The organism is Prescottella soli (assembly GCF_040024445.1).
Taxonomy (GTDB): Bacteria; Actinomycetota; Actinomycetes; order Mycobacteriales; family Mycobacteriaceae; genus Prescottella; species Prescottella soli.
The window spans coordinates 3346691-3366018 of record NZ_CP157276.1; the positions used below are offsets into that span (position 1 = coordinate 3346691).

Sequence of the window (19328 nt, forward strand, 5' to 3'; positions counted from 1 at the left end):
TCGGATCAGGGAATGGGCGCTCAGGCTCAGTGCCACGTGTGGTCGACGATCGGCGTCCGCGGCCCGAACTTGGGCTTGCGGGCCTGGCCGCTGACCTCGAGCAGCCGGATCGCGCGGTAGCGGTGCGGCCGCAGGTCGTCGAGGTACTCCACCATCCCGTCGTCGTCGAGGGGCCGTCCGAGGAGGCTCCACCCGACGATCGACGCGAGGTGGAAGTCGCCGACCGACAGGGCGTCGGCGTCGCCGAGCGCGCGCTGGGCGACCTCCGCCGCCGTCCACGCCCCGATCCCCGGGACCGCCCGCAACCGGCGGTGCGCCGCGGCGCGGTCCAGGTCGACGGTCTCCTCGAGCCGATCCGCGACGCGGGCGCAGGCGACGATCGTTTTCGCGCGCTGCGGGTCGACATTCGCGCGGTGGAACTCCCACGACGGGATCCGCCGCCACGCCTCGGCGCTCGGCGGGACCCGCATGCCGTCGGGGGCCGGCCCCGGCGCCGGCGCACCGAACTTCGTCACGAGCCGACGCCACGATGCTTGCGCGGCCACACCGTGCACGCGCTGTTCGAGGATCGCCGGCACGAGCGACTCGAGCACCCGCGCGGTGCGCACGATCCGCAGGTTCGGGAACCGGCGGTGCGCGTCGACCAGCTTGGGATGGGTGGGCGCGAAGTCGGCGGCCCGCTCGGCGTCGTGCTCGCCGACGAGACCGGGCACGTACATCTCGAGTTCCTCCGCGCCCGGACCCCACGCCCGGGCGTCGACGGTGGACGGGCCGAGCTGACGCAGGCGGTACGTCACCGCCCCGGACGGCAGCAGCGACGTGCGCCACACGGTGCCGTCGGGCTCGGTGCGGTGACACGGATCGAAGCGTCCGTGGCGCAGCGGAGACAGGGTCGACGAGAGGTCCACCGGACGCTTCGTGACCACCTCGAGCTGCACCATCGGCGCCGTACCGGTCATCCCGGGCAGCCTATCGCCACCGGCCCGGGACCCGACCGGCGCGTGCCCGGGGCGGCACGTATTGTCCGAAGCCATGATCATCGTGAGTACCGACGGTTCGTGCCTGAAGAACCCCGGTGGCGCCATCGGCTGGGCCTGGGTCGATCACGAGGGTCCCAGCCGGTCGGGCGGTGACGTCTCCGGCACCAACCAGATCGCCGAGCTGTGGGCGCTGGTCGAGGCGATCGTGGCGCATCCCGGACCGGAGCCGCTGCTCATCGAGTCCGACTCCCAGTACGCCATCAAGTGCGCCTCCGAGTGGCTGCCCGGCTGGAAGCGGAAGGGCTGGAAGACCGCGTCGGGTGGTCCGGTGAAGAACCTCGAACTGGTGCAGGACATCGACCGGGCGATCACCGAACGGACCGGGCCGGTGCGCTTCAAATGGGTCCGCGGGCACGTGGGCAATCACTTCAACGAGATGGCGGACAAGCTGGCCGGTGAGGCCGCGCGCGCCGTCGCCGACACGCCGGACAAGGCCCGCCCGTGGCGCGGACTCGGGCGGCCGGACGCCACGACCGCCCCGGTGACCGTGGCCGAGCCGGAGCCCGAGCCGGAGCCACTGCTCACGCTGTTCTGACCGTCAGGCCAGGAATCGCGGCCGCCCGGCGTCCACCCAGGCGCGGAAACGGGCGTCGATCCGCTCGGCGATCACGTCGTACGTCTCCCAGCTGTCCTCGACCCGGTAGATCTCCGCCGCGGTCGTGTCGAACGCGTCCAGGTAGTCGTCGATGTACCGGGAGTCGTCGTTCTCGCCGGCGTAGTACGCGACGGCGAAGGCGTTGCCGTCGGCGGTGAGGTCGTCGCTGACGAACTTCTCGTCGAGCACGTCCATCAGAAAGGCGCCGGGCGTCGTCTCCTGCGACTCGAGCGGCTCGAGTTCGTCCTCCACGTCCGCACCTGCGAAGCCGCTCAGCAGGCACCACGCCACGAACATGCCGATGTGGGTGCCACCGGCCGCATTCGGCAGGTCCTCGGGAAACGTGCCGCCGTAGTGCCAGTCGGCGTCGTCGTACTTCGTCATGGAGTCGGTCATGAGTCGCTTTCTTCGAGTCGGTCCGCGTTGCCGTCCGACAAACGAGATGGTCGCCGCAACTCCTCGCTGGAAGTGCTGCGGCGACCATCTGATCATGCCGAGCTCGTGGACGGCTCCTCGCGTGCGTCGTCTACGTCAGCGAGCCCTCGTGGACGTCGCGGACGAAGGCGGGCAGCGGGGCGCCGGCGCGCAGCGTCGACGCCAGTGCCGGGTCGGCCAGGTGCAGGCGGCCGATCGCGATGAGGTCGAACTCGCCGCCACCGATGCGCTTCTCGAGCTCGGGGATGTTGTCGACGACCGGTGCCGAACCGTCGATCCGGCTGTCGCGCAGGGACTTTCCGATGCCGACGCTGCCCACAGCCATCGTGAACGCGCCCGTGACCTCCTTGGCCCAGCCGGCCAGCGACAGCTCGCTGCCCTCGAACGCCGGGATGTCGAAGCGCCGGATGCTGGCGTCGAGGACGTCGACACCGGCGTCGACGAGGGCGCCCAGGATCGTCTTCAGTTCCGCGGGGGTCTCGGCGATCTGCGCGGTGTAGTTCTGCTGCTTGTGCTGCGAGAAGCGGAAGAAGATCGGGTAGTCCTCGCCGATCTCGGTGCGGATCGCCTTCACCACCGCGACGGGGAAGCGGGTGCGGCGCTCGAGGTCGCCGCCCCACTCGTCGTCACGCTTGTTGGTGCCCGCCCACAGGAACGAGTCGAGCAGGTAGCCGTGGCCGCCGTGCAGCGCGATCCCGTCGAACCCGACGTCGATCGCGTTGCGGGCCGCGCGGGCGAAGGCGGAGATGACGTCCTGGATGTCCTGCTCGGTCATCGCCTCGGTGGCCTGCTGCGCCCACTCGACGTACGAGTCCGGGTACGACGTGGTGCCGAGCGGTCCCCATTCGCCGGACGGACGCATCGGCTTGAGTGCCGGGTCGACCTTGCTCATCGCGCCCCACAGCGGACCCACGTGCCACAGCTGCGGGATGATCCTGCCCCCGGCCTCGTGGACGCCGTCGACGACCTTGCGCCAGCCCGCCAGGGCCTCCTCGCCGAACAGGCGCGGCACGCGTGAGTTGTCGACCGCCGTCGGATGGTCGATCGCGACGCCCTCGGTCACGATCAGGCCCGTGCCGCCCTCGGCGCGGCGGCGGTAGTAGCCGGCGACGTCGTCACCCGGGATGCCGTCGATCGAGTGGGACCGCGTCATCGGCGACATGACGATGCGGTTCGCGAGTTCGAGCGAGCGCACCTTCAGCGGCTGGAACAGGGGAGATGAAGAGGTCATGTCGTCAGTGCCTTCTCGGGGTCGTCGTCAACCAAGCAATTGCTAGGTAGCGTTCCAGGGGCTTTCTCGGCCAGTCAAACCGAGGTCTCACTGAGCGCAAACGGTTCGCGACTAGGGTCTGTGGAGGTGTCCGGGAAACCGGACCGTCGCGTGACGAGAGGAGCGATCGGTGTGCGAATCGGCTGGACAGGTTGAACAGGACTGGGAGTCGGAGGTCGCCGGTGTGGTCGCGTTCCGGGACCGGCTGGGGCTCCCCGCGCTGATCGACGTGCACACCCACTTCATGCCGCAGAACGTGATGGACAAGGTGTGGGCGTACTTCGACTCCGCGGGCCCGCTCGTCGGCCGGGAATGGCCCATCCGCTACAAGACCGAGGAGCAGTCGCGGGTCGAGCAGTTGCGTGCGTTCGGCGTCAGCCGCTTCACGTCCATGCTGTACCCGCACAAGCCGGACATGGGCGCGTGGCTCAACCAGTGGGCCGCGGACTTCGCCGCCCGTACCCCCGACTGCCTGCACACCGCGACGTTCTATCCGGAGGAGTCGGCGCCAGGCTACGTGGCCGCGGCCCTCGAGGCGGGTGTCCGAGTCTTCAAGTCCCACATCCAGGTCGGGGACTACGACCCGAACGATCCGCTGCTCGATCCGGTGTGGGGACTGCTCGAGGACAGCGGAACGCCGATCGTCATCCACTGCGGCTCCGGCCCCGCGCCCGGCCGGTTCACCGGACCGGACCGCATCGAGGCCCTGCTCGCGCGGTACCCGCGCCTGGCGCTGATCGTCGCGCACATGGGGATGCCCGAATACATCGAGTTCCTCGATCTCGCCGACCGCTACCCGCTGGTGCAGCTGGACACGACGATGGCGTTCACCGACTTCACCGAATCGCAGGTCCCGTTCCCCAGGCAGGAGGTCCCGCGCCTGCGGGATCTGGGGGACCGCATCCTCTTCGGCAGCGACTTCCCCAACATCCCGTATACCTACCTGGACGCGCTCGAGGCCGTCACCCGTTTCGACCTGGGCGACGACTGGGTGCGCGCCGTGGTGCACGACAACGCCGTGCGCCTGTTCGGAATCGACTGAGCGCGGTCAGGCCGATTCCGGCTGCATCACGCTGAACACCGCGCCTTGCGGATCGGACAGCACCGCCATGCGCCCTACGGAGGTCATGTCGAACGGGGCGGCAACCACCGTCCCGCCCGCCTCGACGGCCTGCGCGACGGTGGCGTCGGTGTTCTCGACGCAGAAGTACGCCTGCCAGTGGTTGGGGACGTCGGGCCGGGGCGGCGGAATGCAGCCGCCCACCCCGTCGCCACCGACCTGAAGCACGGTGTAGTCACCCGATCCGGGGATCGGCATCGCAGCCGACCCCAGTCCGACGACCGCCTGATAGAACGCCAGCGCGCTGTCCGGGCGATCGGTCACCAGTTCGTTCCAGATCAGGGTCCCGGTCTCGTTGACCAGCGTCGCGCCGATGTGGATTCGGGCCTGCCACAGGGCCACCTCGGCGCCCGTGGGGTCGGCGACCAGTGCCATCCTCCCGGCCTCGACGACGTCGAACGGTGGGAGGACCAGGTGTCCGCCGGCCGGTTCCACCTTGGCCGCCGCCGCGTCGACGTCGTCCACGGCGAGAAAGGTGTTCCACCTGGCGGTCGCGTCGGCGGGCGAACCGTGCGGCATCGGGGCGATGCCCGCGACCCGTTCGCCCCGCAGGGTCGCGACCGAATAGACCTCGTCCTCCATCATCGGCTGTTCGTCGTACGACCAGCCGAAAAGTGTTGTGTAGAAAGCCTTGGCCGCGGCTTGGTTCGGGGTTTGCAGATCCACCCAGTTGGGCGTGCCTTCCGTATAACTCGAGTGTCGAGACATCGCGATGTCCTCTCATGCACCGTCGAGCACGTGGCCAGGCTATCGCAGAACGCAGGGGTGCAGAACGGGAAAACGCAGAACGGGAAAGCCCGCACCACCCGTGTTCCCGGCTCACAGCGACGGGAACACGGGTGCGACCGTCACACGATGTCGGCGGCGATGACCTTCTCCATCGTCCGTTCGGCCAGCGCCGTGATGGTGACGAACGGGTTGACGCCGGTGTTGCCCGGGACCAGCGAGCCGTCGACGACGTACAGGCCCGGGTACCCGGGCAGACGGCCGTAGTTGTCGGTTGCCTTGTTCAGCACGCAGCCGCCCAGCGGGTGGTACGTGAACTCGTCGCCCCAGGTCTTGACCGTGCCGAACAGGTCCGTCCGGTAGATCGTGCCTTCCTTCTGGTTGATCTTGTCGAAGACCTTCTTGGCCATGTTGATGCCCGTCTGGTTCTGGGACACCGTCCAGGAGAGATCGACCTTGCCGGTGCCCGAATTGAACTGGAAGCGAGCACGTTCGGGATTCTTGGTGATGGCGAGGTACAGGCTCACGTAGGTCTCGAGGCCCGCCGGGAGCGGGGCGATCTCGGCGAAGATCGGCGCCGTCGGGTCCGCCCAGTTGTCGATGCCCATCGTCGGGATCGTGGCCTGCTGCGATCCGGTGGCGTCCCACATGTGGTTCGCGCGCCCGACCATGATGTTGCCGTTGTTGCCCCAGCCCTCACCGACCTGCGCGGGCAGGTTGGGCAGGTAGCCCTGCGCCTTCATCGACACGAGCAGTTTGCTGGTGCCGATGCTGCCGGCGGCGAAGAACACCCGGTCGGCGGTGACGACCTTGGTGGCGATGACATTGCCCTGCTCGTCGATCTGCTCCATCGTCACGCTGTAACCCGCGCCGGCCGCCGGGGCGACCTTGGTGACGCGGTGCAGGGTGGTGATCGTGAGCTTGCCGGTGGCGGCCGCCTGCGCGAGGTAGGTCTTGTCGAGCGACTTCTTGCCGGCGTTGTTGCCGTAGATGACCTCGCCGCCGAGGCCCGACTTGGTGACCTGTCCGGCGGCTTCCTTCTTCATGTAGTCGAAGTCGTAGACGTTCGGCACGAAAGTCGTTGCGAAACCGGACCGTTGAGCGGTCTTGCGGCCCGTGCGCGCGAACTGGTACCACGGCGTCGACTCGAACCAGGCCTGGTCGATGTTGTTGACGCCCAGACCGGTGTTCGCGCGGGGGAAGTACGTGTTGTACATCTCGTTCGAGTCGACCGACGGCAGGATCTCCTCGAACCAGGTGCGCTTCGGAGTGACCGCCATGCCGCCGTTGACGAGCGAGCCGCCGCCGACGCCGCGACCCTGGTAGACCTTGATGCCGGAGAACCGCTCGGCGTCGAGCACACCGACGTACCGGTCGACGGACTTGTTGATGCCGAAGCCCATGAAGTTGCTGACGGGCTGATCGGTCGTGGTGGACAACCACGTCGAGCGCTTGTCGGGATTGAGCATCCCGCAGAAGATCTTGCCGTCGGCGCCGGGGGTGTCCCAGCTGCGGCCCATCTCGACGATCTGGGTGGGGATCCCGGCCTGGGTGAGTCGGAGGGCGGCGACGGCACCGCCGTACCCGCTGCCGATCACGAGAGCCGGAATGCGGTCACCGTCCGCGAGCGCGCGGCGGGGGGCCGCGGAGGCAAACGTAGACATCGACGAGAGCATGACCGCTCCGGCCGCAAGTCCCGTTCCCGCAAGGAATCTGCGGCGGGAGACCTGCCCGATTCCCTGAGTTGAAGTTCGTGTGTTCGCCCGGCTATCGGTCATGGAACTCCTCTGTCGGCGGTTTGGTTGGCAGCCTGCATCGCAGCAAGCTGCCAGGGTTTATACCGCCGACAGAGGAGGTTACGAGGCGGTACCGGAAAATTGGTGCATTCCGGTTCCGGTCAGCGCAGCTTCAAGCTGCCGCCGTCCGCCATGAGGGTCTGGCCCGTCATGTACTTCGAGTCGTCGCTCGCGAGGAACAGCGCGATCGGGGCGATGTCCGTCTCGGGGTCGCCGATCCGCTGCAGCGGCACCTTGGCGACCGACGCGGCGGCGCGCTCGGGGAACGCCTTCTGCCACGCCACGACTCCCTCGGTCGCCGCGAACGGGCACAGGACGTTCACACGGATCTGATCCGCGGCCCACTCGTTGGCGGCCACCCGGCTCACGCCGCGGATGGCCTCCTTGGCCGCCGCGTACGACGTCTGCGTCGGCATGCCCTCGAGTCCGGAGCTGGAACCGAAGTTGATGATCGAGCCCTGCGACTCCTTCAACTGCGGGTAGCACGCCTGCATGAGGTGCACCGTCGGGTAGAACCCGGTGTTGAACGAGATGTCGAACATCTCCTGGGTCTGCTCGAGCAGCGGCGCCTGCCGCGACGCGTGCGCGTTGTTCACCAGCACGTCGATCCGGCCGAACGCCTCGACGGCGGTGTCGCGGATCGTCGTTGCCGAATCCTTCTGCGAGATATCGACGTTGAGGAACTTTGCCTCACCACCGGCGTCCGTGATCTCTCGTTCGAGTTCTCGACCCTGTCCTTCGTCGATATCGACGAACAGCACCTTCGCGCCCTCGCGGGAGAACACCCGGGTGATCGCGCGGCCGATGCCGCCGGCACCGCCGGTGACGATTGCGACCTTTCCTGCCAGCCTCATGCCGAACCCCGGTTCCGGCTCAGACTTCGGCGGGAGCGTCAGTGGCCAGCGCGATCTTCTCGAGACCGGCGACGCTGTACGCGGCGTAGGTCTCGTAGGGGCCGCGACCCGAGAAGTACGGCGTGAGCTGTCCGGCGAGCTCCTCGAGGGAGAACTCGGAACCCGCTGCATCGAAACGGTTCTCGACCAGCGGCGCCGCCATCAGCGCGACCATCTTGCCGTAGACGACGAACACCTGGCCGTTGATCTCGTCCGACGCGGGCGAGGCGAGGTAGCTGACCAGGGTGGCGACGCGCTCGGGCGCCAGCGGGTCGAGGCCCTGTGCGCCGGTGTTGTTCTCGGTGCCGAACGCCTCGGCGGTCATCGCTGTCCGGGCGCGCGGGCAGATCGCGTTGGCGCGCACGCCGTAGCGGGACAGTCCCGCCGCCGTCGACAGGGTGAGCGCGGTGATGCCGGCCTTCGCCGCCGAGTAGTTCGGCTGTCCCGCGGAACCGAAGAGGAACGCCTCGGAGGAGGTGTTGATCACGCGACCGAAGATCGGTCCACCTGCGTCCTTGCTCGCCTGGCGCCAGTGCACCGCCGCCGCGTGCGACGTCGCGGCGTGGCCCTTGAGGTGGACGCGGATGACGTCGTCCCAGTCGGACTCCGACAGGTTGAAGATCATCTTGTCCCGCAGGATGCCGGCGTTGTTGACCAGGATGTCCATCGATCCGAAGTTCGAGACCGCTTCCTGGATCATCCGCTCGCCGAGCGACCAGTCGGAGACGTCGCCCGTGATCGCGAGCGCCTGGCCGCCGGCGGCCTTGATCTCGTCGACGACGTCGTGTGCGGCCGCACCCATGTCGTTGACGACGACCGCCGCCCCGGCCTCGGCGAGGGCGAGCGCCTCGGCGCGACCGAGTCCCGCTCCCGCGCCGGTGACGATGGCCGTGCGACCGGCCAAGCTCAGGGATTCCACCATGTCAGGCTCCTTACCTTCAGTGCGATGCGCTCCAAACTAGTATTCATTCTAGTTTCGGCACAAGAGTCCTCGGCATTTCCGTCCCACTGGGCGCGGCGGTCTCCCGCAGATGGCTGCGATGCACCCCCTCTGGCGCCCGGAATCCTGAAAACTGTTCGGTCGGCTATTGATCGTGGTATCGGAATATGTTCTACTCACCTGGTTGTGATCTCAGGCACACGGGGGGCGGGTTTGTGGTAGAACGCACTGTTGCTCGGTGTGCGATTCACCTGAAGGGTCAGCCATGACACTGAATCTCGCCGATCTGACCGAAGCCGTGATCGATGCCGTTCCGGACAAGATTGCGCTCGTCTGCGGATCGGAGTCGCGCACGTTCGCCGAGTTCGACGCCGGCGCCAACCGCATCGCCCATCACCTCGCGGCGCAGGGGGTGCAGCCGGGCGATCACGTCGGTCTGCACGCACGCAACAGCATCGAGTTCGTCGAATCGCTGCTGGGCTGCCTCAAGGTTCGCGCCGTTCCGGTCAACGTCAACTTCCGCTACGTCGACGCCGAACTCACGTACCTCTACAACGACGCCCGCCTGGCCACCGTGATCGCCGACGGCGAGTTCAGCGACGTCATCGCCGCGGTACTGCCCAAGTGCCCCGACCTCCGGCGCATCGTGCTCATCGGCGATGCGGCCGGTCCGGCCCTGTCGGAAGCCGCTGCCGCCGCGAATGTTTCGCTCGTCGACTACGACGAGGCCACCGCCGCCCAGTCGTCCGAGCGGGACTTCCCGGAGCGCAGCGCCGACGACCTCTACGTCATCTACACCGGTGGCACCACCGGCATGCCCAAGGGCGTGATGTGGCGACACGAGGACTTCTACCACGCCGCACTCGCCGGCGGCGCCATCATGGGCGGCGATCCCATCCTCTCGCCCGCCGAACTCGGTGCCGCCGCGGCCGCGAACCAGTTCGCGATGACCTACCTGGTCACCGCACCCCTGATGCACGGCGCGGCGTCGTACTCGCTGTTCACCTGCATGTTCATGGGTTCCAAGCAGGTCCTCATGCCCAAGTACGAACCGGTCGAGGCGCTCGCGCTGGTCGACCAGCACAAGATCAACACCGTGATGGTGGTCGGCGACGCGATCGCCCGTCCGCTCGCCGACGCGATCGAGGAGCACGGCGAACGGTTCGACCTCAGCACGCTGTGGATCATCGGTTCCGGCGGCGCACTGTGGTCCGCCAGTGTCCGCGAGAAGCTCAACAAGCTGCTGCCGAACGTCTACCTCCGGGACGCGTTCGGTTCGTCGGAGTCCGGCAACGACGGCGAACTCAAGAAGGACGAGGACGGCCTGTTGCGGATGCCGCCGTCGCCGAAGGCGCGCGTGGTCGACACCGACTTCTCCACGATCGAACCGGGCTCGGAGTCCGTCGGCTACCTCGCCCGCGCCGGGCACGTGCCGCTCGGCTACTTCGGCGACCCCGAGAAGACGGCGGCGACGTTCCCGGTCGTCGACGGCGTGCGGCTGTCCGTGCTCGGCGACCTCGCACGCGTCGAGGCGGACGGAACCATCGTCGTGCTCGGCCGCGGATCGTCGTGCATCAACACCGGTGGCGAGAAGGTGTACGCCGAGGAGGTCGAGGAGGCGCTCAAGAGCCATCCCGACGTGCTCGACGCGCTCGTCGCCGGTATCCCGGATCCCACGTACGGCCAGCGGGTGTCGGCCGTCATCTCGGCCCGCACCGGCGTCGACGACCTCGACGAGGACGAGGTGATCGCGCACTGCCGCACCCAGGTGGCCGGCTACAAGGTGCCGCGCACCGTCGTCGTGGTCCCCGAGGTCGTCCGGTCGCCCGCAGGTAAGGCCGACTACCGGTGGGCCAAGGCGACCCTCGAAGCCGCCGGCTGATCCGATCGGAACCGAACGGCCTGCCCCTCGACGAGGGGCAGGCCGTTCGTGGTTTCCACCGGTCGATCAGCTGCCGGCGCGGGCCAGCAGATCGCGGGCCTCGGCGCGGCCGTCGAGCACCCGAGAGGTACGGCGCCGGATCTTCCACTCGCCGTCGATCTTCGCGAGCTCGAAGCGGTTGGCGGTCACCCGCCAGACCCGGAACGAATCCTCGTTCTCGTTGCGGCGCAGCAGCTGAGAGTGGCACGTCGCGATCGCCGTGTCGCCCTTGACGACGATGTTGACCGGGTCGAGGAGGTGGCCACAGCCGTCGTTGATGTAGTCCTGGTGCGGGCGGGTGCGGACCATCTCCATGATCTCGGCGCGACCGTCCATGAGGCGCATGTCGACGTCGTACACGGCGTCCTCGGCCCACAGCGCGCCGACCTTCTCTGCCTCACCGGCGTCGACGGCCGGGCCGTACGCGGTGATGAGCTCCTGGATCGCGAGCTTGTCCTCGAGCAGCTGAACGCGCTCGACGAGGGACTGGACGAGCGCGGCGGTGTCGGTCGCGATATCGGTCATCGGATCTCCTTCGGTGTTGTCCCGCTGTGGATGTGCATGTGCATGTGTGGGTGGGGCAGTCAGTCCTGTGCGGGCTCGAACTCGAGACCGAGTTCGGTGCCCAGTGCCTGCAGGGCCTGGAGCTGATCGCAGTAGTGCGCCGCGCCCGTCGCGGCGATCGCCGCGCTGGCGATGGTGGCTCCGGCTGCGCGCCGGCGATCGAGGGCGCGTACGGTGCGGTCGCGGTCCCCGAGCGGGTCGAGGGGAGCGCCGGCGCTCAGCACGATCTCGAAGCCCGCGGGGACGTCGACCTTGCCCAGCATGGTGGCGAGCTCGTCGACGCCCAGCCCGAACGGCACCCACCCGTCGCCGTGTTCGACGGCGCGGCGCAGCGAGCGCATCGTGCGGCCGCCGACCCACAGGGGGACGCGGTCCTGGACGGCGTGCGGCTCGACGAGCAGGTCGTGGAATTCGTAATAGGTTCCGTCGTACTCCGGCAGGCTCCGGGACAGCGCGGCGCGGAGCGCCGCGAGGGCGTCGTCCGCGCGGGCGCCCCGGTCCTCGAACGGTGCGTCCAGGAGTTCGAACTCCTCCCGCAGTGTCCCGACGCCGAGGCCGAGGACGAGTCGTCCGCCGCTGACGACGTCGAGGGTGCCGTAGCGTTTCGCGATCTCGAGCGGGTGGTGGTAGCCCAGGACGAGGACCTGGGTGGCCAGGCGGATCCGGGTGGTGCGGGCGGCGAGGTAGCCGAACGTCGCCAGCGGATCCCAGTAGGTGCCGCCCCGGGCGCGGGCCACGTCCACCGGCACGGCGACGTGTTCGCTGCAGGTCAGATGGTGGAACCCGAGCCGATCGGCTGTTTCGGCAACCTGGGCGAGGTCGGAGATGTCGGCGCCGCGCTCCCACTCCGAGTGGGCTTCGGGGTGCAGCACCACCACGGGGGAGACGATTCCGATGTGCATCCCTACGGCTCCGTTGCTGGATCGGTCAGTATCGCTTCGTTCTACCCCGTCGAGGCAGTACCCGCTGCGGCGTTTCCGGTCACCGGGAGTTTCTCTGGCCTGTCACCCGTGGGTGTGCGAAGCGACTCCGGCCACGTCATGATGGCGATGTCCGATTTGGGCAAACACTCGGCAGGGAATCTCTCCCGTCCAGCGGGACCCACCTGCTAGCCTGTCAGAATTGATTTCAGTTTTGCTTCGTTTCGCTCCTCTGACCAGGGGCGTGGATGTTGCTTGGAGGTGTCTATGACAGTCGTCGATTCCGGTGAGGCGACCGCTGCGCAGGCCCCGCGCCGTGATCTGCCGCCGTCCATGGTCGAACGGATGACCCTGATTCTCGACGCTTTCGACGGCCGCGCTTCGCGGCTGACCCTCGAAGAGGTGGCCTGCCGTACCCAGCTGCCCCGCTCGACGGTGCACCGAATCCTCGATCAGCTCGTCCGCCTGAACTGGGTGGAGCACGCGTCGTTCGGCTACTGCCTCGGTCGTCGTGCGCTCGGGCTCGGCGGCGGCGACGGCGGCCACAGCGAGATCCGTGCTGCGGCAGCGCCGTTGCTGCACGAATTGCACATGCAGACCGGCATGGTCGTCCACCTCGCGGTCCTCGACGGCAGCGAGAGCGTCTACCTCGACAAGGTGGGTGGGCGTTTCGCATCGACGCTGCCGTCGCGGGTCGGCGGTCGGGGCCCCGCGTACTCGACGGCCGGTGGCAAGTCGATGCTCGCGTGGCTGGATCCCGAGCGCGTCGACAGTCTCTACGAGCAGCGGCTGAGCCGCTGCACCGATCGCACGATCACCGACATCCCGACGCTGCACCAGGAACTCAACCGCATCCGGCAGCGGCGGGGCCTCGCCTTCGAGCGGGGCGAGTCGGTCCGCGGTGTCGCGTGCGTCGGTGTCGCGGTTCGCGGTCACGAGGGTCCGGTCGCCGGTATCTCGCTGTGCGGCGACGCCCGCACCGCCCAGCTCGAGCGCGTCGCACCGCTCGTCGTCGATGCCGCCCGCGAGGTGTCGCGCACCCTCTACCCCGAACTCGGCGCGCCCCGTCGCGGTCGACGAGCACCGGTCACCCCCGTGGACACCTGGTCCGCCGACGCCATGGACCGGCTGCTCTCCATTCAGAGCGGGCAGTGGATCTGATCAGGATCGGCTGACGCCCGACGGGGATCAGGCGGTGGCGCCCGCCGGGGCCGGAATCGGGGTCTCGATGCCGAACTTGCCGCGGAAGAACACCATCGGCCGCTCCTCGCACACGGCGTCGAGTTCGAGAACCCGGCCGATGATGACGTCGTGGTCGCCGGCGACGTGGACGTCGTGGACCTCCGCGTGCACGCGCATCAGGACCCCGGGCAGCGCCGGCGTGTTCCAGCGGGACAGCTCCCAGTCCAGATCCTCGTACTTGCGGCCCTTGCTGGAGCCGAAGCGCGAGCACAGGTCGGACTGCTCCTCGTGCAGGACGTTGACGCAGAAGCGGCCGGTCTCGCGGATCCGCGGCCAGGCGCGCCCGCGGTGGTCGGCGCAGATCAGGATCAGCGGCGGCTCGAGCGACACCGACGCGAACGATTGGCACGCGAACCCGACCGGGCCCTCGTCGTCCAGGCCGGTCACCACGGTCACACCGGTCGCGAACTGGCTCATCACGCGGCGCATCTCATCGGGGGTCGGCGCTGCCGCCGAGTTCTCGTGTGCAATCAGCTCTGTGGGCATGGGGCCACCTCCGATTCGACGGGATCGATCGGCGCCGAGTGCGCCGAAGTTGATGTTTGCGAGCGTATGGCTGCGTGTTCGCGGCCCTGAACTGCTGTCTCGGTCAGCGGAACCACCCCCGACGGGCGCAGACGGCGAGCGGCTGATCTCGCTCATCGGGATGAGATATGGCCCACGCGGGCGTGGCCTGGCAGCCTGCGACCCGAATGGGCTGTGACCCGGATGACACATGAGGGACAGAGGCGACGATGACTACTGAGCTGAGCTACGAGGGAACTCTGCGGGAACTGCACACCGATCAGGGCGTGCTCCGGTACCACGAGGCCGGCGACGGCCCGCCGCTGCTGCTGCTGCACGGCTCCGGCCCGGGCGTGACGGGATGGCGTAACTACCGTGGCGTGCTCGCGGACTTCGCCGAGCACTTCCACTGCTACGTGCTCGAGTTCCCCGGATTCGGCGTGTCCGATCCGTGCGACGGTCACCCGATGGTCGAGGCGATCAACGCCGTCCCGACCTTCCTCGACGGCCTGGGCCTCGGCGCGGTCGACATCATCGGCAACTCGATGGGCGGTGTCGTCGGTGCCCGCATCGCGATCGCGCAGCCGGAGCGGGTCAACAAGCTGGTCTCCATCGGCGGCGTCGGCAAGAACGTCCTCTCGTCCAACCCGGGCGAGGGCATCAAGCTGCTGATGGAGTTCACGGACAACCCCACCCGCGAGAGCCTGATCCGCTGGCTCCAGTCGATGGTCTACAACCCCGCGATCGTCACCGAGCAGCTCATCGAGGAGCGCTGGGCGCTCGCTACCGAGCCCAAGACGCTCGAGATCGCCCGCCGCATGTACAGCACCAAGGCGTTCGCCGCGATGGCCGCCGCCAACGCGCAGGCCGACGGCACGCCGTACTGGGCGCAGTTCGGCAAGATCAAGGCACCGACCCTCATCACCTGGGGCCGCGACGACCGCGTGAGCCCCGTCGACATGGGCCTGCTGCCGATGCGCGACATCCCGAACGCGGAGTTCCACGTGTTCCCGAACTGCGGTCACTGGACCATGATCGAGGCGCGCGACGCCTGGGTCTCGACCGTTCTGACGTTCCTGCGACGCGACGAGAAGTGATCGACAAGTCGCAATGACCGAGAACCGGAACTTCGACACCGTCGTCGACTTCCTGATCGTCGGCAGTGGTGGCGGCGGCATGGCCGCCGGCATCACTGCCGCCGACCGCGGTCTGTCCGCCCTGATCGTCGACAAAGGCAAGACCTTCGGCGGCTCCACCGCGATCTCCGGCGGTGGCATCTGGATCCCCAACGCTCCGGTGCTGCTGCGCAGCGGTGCACAGCGGGACTCCCGTGATTCGATCCGGCGCTACCTCGACATCATCACCGAGGGCAAGGTGTCGGCCGAACGCGTCGACGCCTACGTCGACAACGGCCCGCCGCTCATGGAACTGCTCGAGCGGAGCCCGCACATCGAGTTCTACTGGGTCAAGGGCTACTCCGACTACCACCCGGAGGAGGAGGGCGGGCGCCCCCTCGGCCGCACCATCGAGTGCACGCCGTTCGACACCCGCAAGCTCGGCGACGACGAGAAGTACCAGCGTCCCAACAGCCTCGAGGGCCCGCTGGGCCTGTGGGTCACGTCCAAGGACTACCGCGACCTGGCGATGGTCAAGCGCACGTGGCGTGGACGCAAGGCGTCGCTGGTCGCCGCGTGGCGCGTGTCGTCGAACATGATCCGCCGCCGCCACATGGCGACCGGTGGTCGCGCGCTCGTCGCACGTATGCGCATGGCGCTCGAGGACGCCGGCGTCCCGCTGTGGCTGAAGACGTCGATGAAGGAGCTGATCGTCGACGACCGGGGTGCCGTCGTCGGCGCCACCGTCGAGAGGGAGGGCACGCTCGTGCGCATAGGTGCCCGCAAGGGTGTCCTGCTCGCGACCGGCGGCTTCGAGCACAACGACGAGATGCGCGCGAAGTACCTCCCCCAGCACGGCATCGAGAACATCAGTGCCGGCGCCCGCGAGAACGTCGGTGACGGCATCGTCGCCGGCCAGAAGCTCGGTGCTGCGGTCGATCTCATGGACGACGCCTGGTGGATGCCGTCGGTCAAGCACCCCATGGGCGCGGTCATCCCGCTGGTGTCCGAGCGCTCCATCCCGCCGTCGGTGATCGTCAACCAGGACGGCAAGCGCTTCACCAACGAGTCGGCGCCGTACGTGAACTTCGTGCACGACCAGATCGACGGCGGCCACGTCCCGGCGTACTTCGTCATGGACAGCAAGGCCCGCTCGCGGTACCCGTTCGCACAGGTGCTGCCGGGCGCCCCGTTCCCGCAGGGCTTCTACGACCAGGGCATCGTCCACAAGGCGAACTCGCTGAGCGAGCTGGCCGAGAAGATCGGTGTCCCACCGCAGAACCTGCTCGAGACCGTCGACCGGTTCAACGGCTACGCCCGCACGGGCAAGGACGAGGAGTTCGGCCGCGGCGACAGCGCGTACGACCAGTACTACGGTGACCCGACGATGAAGAACCCGGCCATGGACGAGATCGTCAAGGGCCCGTTCTACGCCGTCCGCATCGAGGCCGGCGACCTCGGCACCAAGGGTGGTCTCGTGACCGACGCCAAGGCGCGCGTGCTGCGCGAGGACGGCACCGCCATCGACGGCCTGTACGCGACCGGCAACACTGCCGCGTCCGTCATGGCCAACGAGTACGCCGGCGCAGGCGCCACCATCGGACCGTCGATGATCTTCGGCTACGTGGCCGCGAACCACGTCGCCGACAGCGATGCCCAGCGCGTCGACGGCCCCGGCACGAGGCAGTCGGGGAAAGTTCCCGAGTGATCACTCAGCGGGACGTGAAACCGGCTCTGACGTGGCCGAATCCAAGTCCCGCTGAGCGGGAGGTGTTTTGTCCTCCCGGCCGGATTCCTGGGACCGTTCCACACACACGATCAGCGCTGTCGAAGAGCGTTGGTCCCCACTCGCACCAGGAGGGCGCGATGCTCGATCGTCTGCCACCGACGATGGGCCACGCCGGTGCTCACCCCAGCTTCCTCTTGCATGCCAATTCGCATGCCAAGCGTCACGGCATCGCCGAGAATCTCATCGAGCCCGGTGGCCGCAAGCTTGTCGGAGGACAGGAAGACCAGCTGATCGAGAAGGCAGTCGGTCTGGCCGCAAAGTATTAGACCCGCGTCGTCGTAGGGTCGAGAGAGAGAGCTGATAGCTATGGGTCAGGTTTTGGACAACATCATGCAGTTCGCGGACGAGATCCGTGAAGGCGGTATCGAGGGCGAGAAGCTGATGCGCCTCTCGGACGGAAACGCCAAGCGTGTCCGCGACGCCGGCGTCATCCGGATGCTGCAGCCGAAGGAGTTCGGCGGCCTCGAGTCCCACCCGCGCGAGTTCGCCGAGACGGCTATGGCCCTCGGCGCCGTCGACGGCTCCACCGGCTGGGTCTCCGGCATCGTCGGTGTGCACCCGTGGGAGATGGCTTTCTTCGATCCCAAGGCGCAGCAGGAGGTCTGGGGCGAGGACGTCGACACCTGGATCGCGTCGCCGTACGCCCCCATGGGTATCGCGGTGCCGGTCGACGGCGGCTACATCCTGAACGGCCGCTGGTCGTTCTCCACCGGCAACGACCACTGCGAGTGGGTCATGATCGGTGCTCTCGTGGGTGACCAGAAGGGTGTCCCGACCGGTCAGGTTCTGCACGTGCTGGTCCCGAAGGCGGACTACACCGTCGACCACGAGAGCTGGAACGTCGTCGGCCTGCGCGGCACCGGTTCCAAGGACTTCACGGTCAAGGACGCCTTCATCCCCGAGTACCGCACGATCGACTCCGAGATCGTCCTCAGCGGCAACGGTGCCAAGCACGCCGGCCGTGACGAGACGCTGTACAAGTTCCCGTTCTCCTGCATCTTCCCGCTCGGCATCTCCTCGTCGCTGATCGGCATGTGCGAGGGCGGTCTCGCCCTGTACATCGCCGCGCAGAAGGAGCGCGTCGCGGTGACCGGTGTCCCGATCAAGGAGGACCCGTACGTCCTCTACGCCATCGGTCAGGCCGCCGACGAGATCAACGCTGCGCGAGTGTCGATCCTCGAGACCGTCGACCGTTTCTGGGACAAGACCGAGAAGGGCCAGGAGGTCACCTTCGAAGAGCGCGCGGTCGGCCGCCGCACCCAGACCAACGCCGCGTGGCGCGCGGTCAGTGCCCTCGACGAGATCTTCGCTCGCGCCGGCGGCGGTGCGATGAAGGTGACGCTGCCGCTGCAGCGCTTCTGGCGTGACGCGCACGTCGGCCTGACCCACGCGATCCACGTGCCCGGCTCGATCAACCACGCGTCGGCGCTGACCCAGCTCGGTGGCGAGCCCCAGGGCATCCACCGCTCGATGATCTAGTTCGAACCCATCTGAATTCCTCACTCAGGACGGATTGATATGACGGAAATTCGGGGTCTCGGATACCTCAGGATCCAGACTCAGGACATCGCTCGTTGGCGTGAGCTCGTCGTCGACGGCCTCGGCATGGCGGTCGGCTCGGGCCCGGACCCGGACGGCCTCTACCTGCGGCTCGACGAGCGGCGTGCGCGCCTGATCGTGCTGCCGGGCGAGTCCGACAAGGCACTGGCGGTCGGCTGGGAGGTGCGCGACCAGTTCGCGCTGCAGCGAGTCCGTGAGGCCGTCGAGAAGGCCGGCATCGCAGTCGAGGAGCTTTCCCTCGAAGAGGCCGACTACCGCGACGCCGAGAAGGTCATCGCGTTCGACGACCCGGCCGGCACCCGCGTCGAGGTCTTCTTCGGCCCCGTCCTGGACCACAGCCCGGTCGTGACGCCGCACGGCGGCCGGTGGGTCACCGGCCCGCAGGGCCTCGGTCACGTCGTGCTGCCGACGCCGAAGTTCGCGGAGTCGTACGCCTTCTACACCGAGGTGCTCGGCTTCCTCCCGCGTGGCGCGATCCGGCTGCAGGACGGCGTCTCGCGCGTCCGGTTCCTCGGCGTCAACCAGCGTCACCACAGCCTTGCGCTGTGCCCGGCGCCGCCGACGGACGAGCCCGGCCTGGTTCACCTGATGACGGAGGTCGACACCCTCGACGCCGTCGGCCAGGCACTGGACCGCGTCGCCAAGCTCGGCTTCACGATCTCCTCGACCCTGGGCCGCCACACGAACGACAAGATGGTGTCGTTCTACGTGCGCGCACCCGGAGGCTGGGACCTCGAGTTCGGCACCGAGGGCATGCTGGTCGACGAGACCTTCTACACCGCCGAGGAGATCACGGCGGACAGCTACTGGGGCCACGACTGGTCGGCCTCGGAGCCGCTGAAGGCGTTCATCCCGAAGGCGTGATCGCCCGGTAGGTGATGCTCGACGACAAGGGCCC

General features: G+C 68.1%; 19 protein-coding genes. 9 read left to right on the forward strand and 10 right to left on the reverse strand.

Annotation, left to right across the window (positions count from 1 at the left end; genetic code table 11):
- Window positions 1–26: 26 nt before the first annotated feature.
- Window positions 27–959 carry a DNA-3-methyladenine glycosylase family protein gene (locus ABI214_RS15650; RefSeq protein ID WP_348603443.1) on the reverse strand — a complete coding sequence of 311 codons (933 nt, stop codon included), beginning with the start codon at window positions 957–959 and terminating at the stop codon, window positions 27–29.
- A 73-nt stretch (window positions 960–1032) separates the two neighbouring features.
- On the opposite strand from ABI214_RS15650, the gene ABI214_RS15655 reads away from it, so the two are divergent.
- Window positions 1033–1575, forward strand: a complete 543-nt coding sequence (locus tag ABI214_RS15655; RefSeq protein ID WP_348603444.1) for a ribonuclease H family protein — start codon at window positions 1033–1035, stop codon at window positions 1573–1575.
- Between the two features lie 3 nt (window positions 1576–1578).
- Here ABI214_RS15655 and ABI214_RS15660 read toward each other — a convergent pair whose 3' ends face one another.
- Together ABI214_RS15660 and ABI214_RS15665 are read right to left on the reverse strand one after the other, a co-directional pair.
- Window positions 1579–2031, reverse strand: coding sequence for a hypothetical protein (locus ABI214_RS15660; protein ID WP_348603445.1), 453 nt, complete (start codon window positions 2029–2031; stop codon window positions 1579–1581).
- A 130-nt stretch (window positions 2032–2161) separates the two neighbouring features.
- The gene (locus tag ABI214_RS15665) at window positions 2162–3301 is read right to left on the reverse strand and encodes an NADH:flavin oxidoreductase (RefSeq protein WP_348603446.1); all 1140 of its coding nucleotides are present in this window, start codon (window positions 3299–3301) and stop codon (window positions 2162–2164) included.
- 223 nt (window positions 3302–3524) lie between these two features.
- Here ABI214_RS15665 and ABI214_RS15670 point away from each other — a divergent pair, with 223 nt between their 5' ends.
- Entirely contained in the window at window positions 3525–4382 is an 858-nt protein-coding gene (locus tag ABI214_RS15670; protein ID WP_348611669.1) for an amidohydrolase family protein, read from the forward strand.
- Between the two features lie 6 nt (window positions 4383–4388).
- On the opposite strand, the gene ABI214_RS15675 is transcribed toward ABI214_RS15670, so the two are convergent.
- From ABI214_RS15675 to ABI214_RS15690, 4 genes are all read right to left on the reverse strand, one after another.
- Entirely contained in the window at window positions 4389–5168 is a 780-nt protein-coding gene (locus tag ABI214_RS15675) for a VOC family protein (RefSeq protein WP_348603447.1), read from the reverse strand.
- Window positions 5169–5308: 140 nt separating this feature from the next.
- A complete protein-coding gene (locus ABI214_RS15680) occupies window positions 5309–6964 on the reverse strand; it encodes a GMC oxidoreductase (RefSeq protein WP_348603448.1) in 1656 nt (551 codons plus the stop codon).
- 119 nt (window positions 6965–7083) lie between these two features.
- Entirely contained in the window at window positions 7084–7836 is a 753-nt protein-coding gene (locus ABI214_RS15685; RefSeq protein ID WP_348603449.1) for an SDR family NAD(P)-dependent oxidoreductase, read from the reverse strand.
- 19 nt (window positions 7837–7855) lie between these two features.
- Window positions 7856–8797 (reverse strand): 3-oxoacyl-ACP reductase, encoded by a 942-nt coding sequence (locus tag ABI214_RS15690; RefSeq protein WP_348603450.1) that lies wholly within the window; start codon window positions 8795–8797, stop codon window positions 7856–7858.
- 283 nt (window positions 8798–9080) lie between these two features.
- Here ABI214_RS15690 and ABI214_RS15695 point away from each other — a divergent pair, with 283 nt between their 5' ends.
- Window positions 9081–10697, forward strand: coding sequence for an acyl-CoA synthetase (locus ABI214_RS15695; protein ID WP_348603451.1), 1617 nt, complete (start codon window positions 9081–9083; stop codon window positions 10695–10697).
- A 66-nt stretch (window positions 10698–10763) separates the two neighbouring features.
- On the opposite strand, the gene ABI214_RS15700 is transcribed toward ABI214_RS15695, so the two are convergent.
- Window positions 10764–11261, reverse strand: coding sequence for a nuclear transport factor 2 family protein (locus ABI214_RS15700; protein ID WP_348603452.1), 498 nt, complete (start codon window positions 11259–11261; stop codon window positions 10764–10766).
- A gap of 59 nt (window positions 11262–11320) precedes the next feature.
- Window positions 11321–12202, reverse strand: a complete 882-nt coding sequence (locus tag ABI214_RS15705; protein WP_348603453.1) for a TIGR03619 family F420-dependent LLM class oxidoreductase — start codon at window positions 12200–12202, stop codon at window positions 11321–11323.
- A gap of 285 nt (window positions 12203–12487) precedes the next feature.
- Here ABI214_RS15705 and ABI214_RS15710 point away from each other — a divergent pair, with 285 nt between their 5' ends.
- A complete protein-coding gene (locus tag ABI214_RS15710) occupies window positions 12488–13381 on the forward strand; it encodes an IclR family transcriptional regulator (RefSeq protein ID WP_348603454.1) in 894 nt (297 codons plus the stop codon).
- A 27-nt stretch (window positions 13382–13408) separates the two neighbouring features.
- On the opposite strand, the gene ABI214_RS15715 is transcribed toward ABI214_RS15710, so the two are convergent.
- Window positions 13409–13948 (reverse strand): flavin reductase family protein, encoded by a 540-nt coding sequence (locus ABI214_RS15715; RefSeq protein ID WP_348603455.1) that lies wholly within the window; start codon window positions 13946–13948, stop codon window positions 13409–13411.
- Between the two features lie 248 nt (window positions 13949–14196).
- Here ABI214_RS15715 and ABI214_RS15720 point away from each other — a divergent pair, with 248 nt between their 5' ends.
- From ABI214_RS15720 to bphC, 5 genes are all read left to right on the forward strand, one after another.
- Complete coding sequence (locus tag ABI214_RS15720) at window positions 14197–15063, forward strand: alpha/beta fold hydrolase (protein ID WP_348603456.1); 867 nt, start codon at window positions 14197–14199, stop codon at window positions 15061–15063.
- A 13-nt stretch (window positions 15064–15076) separates the two neighbouring features.
- Window positions 15077–16789, forward strand: coding sequence for an FAD-binding protein (locus ABI214_RS15725; RefSeq protein WP_348603457.1), 1713 nt, complete (start codon window positions 15077–15079; stop codon window positions 16787–16789).
- Window positions 16790–16947: 158 nt separating this feature from the next.
- Window positions 16948–17136, forward strand: coding sequence for a hypothetical protein (locus ABI214_RS15730; RefSeq protein WP_348603458.1), 189 nt, complete (start codon window positions 16948–16950; stop codon window positions 17134–17136).
- A 40-nt stretch (window positions 17137–17176) separates the two neighbouring features.
- A complete protein-coding gene (locus ABI214_RS15735; RefSeq protein ID WP_348603459.1) occupies window positions 17177–18349 on the forward strand; it encodes a hydroxylase in 1173 nt (390 codons plus the stop codon).
- Between the two features lie 39 nt (window positions 18350–18388).
- Complete coding sequence (gene bphC, locus ABI214_RS15740) at window positions 18389–19294, forward strand: biphenyl-2,3-diol 1,2-dioxygenase (RefSeq protein ID WP_348603460.1); 906 nt, start codon at window positions 18389–18391, stop codon at window positions 19292–19294.
- The last annotated feature ends 34 nt before the right edge of the window (window positions 19295–19328 follow it).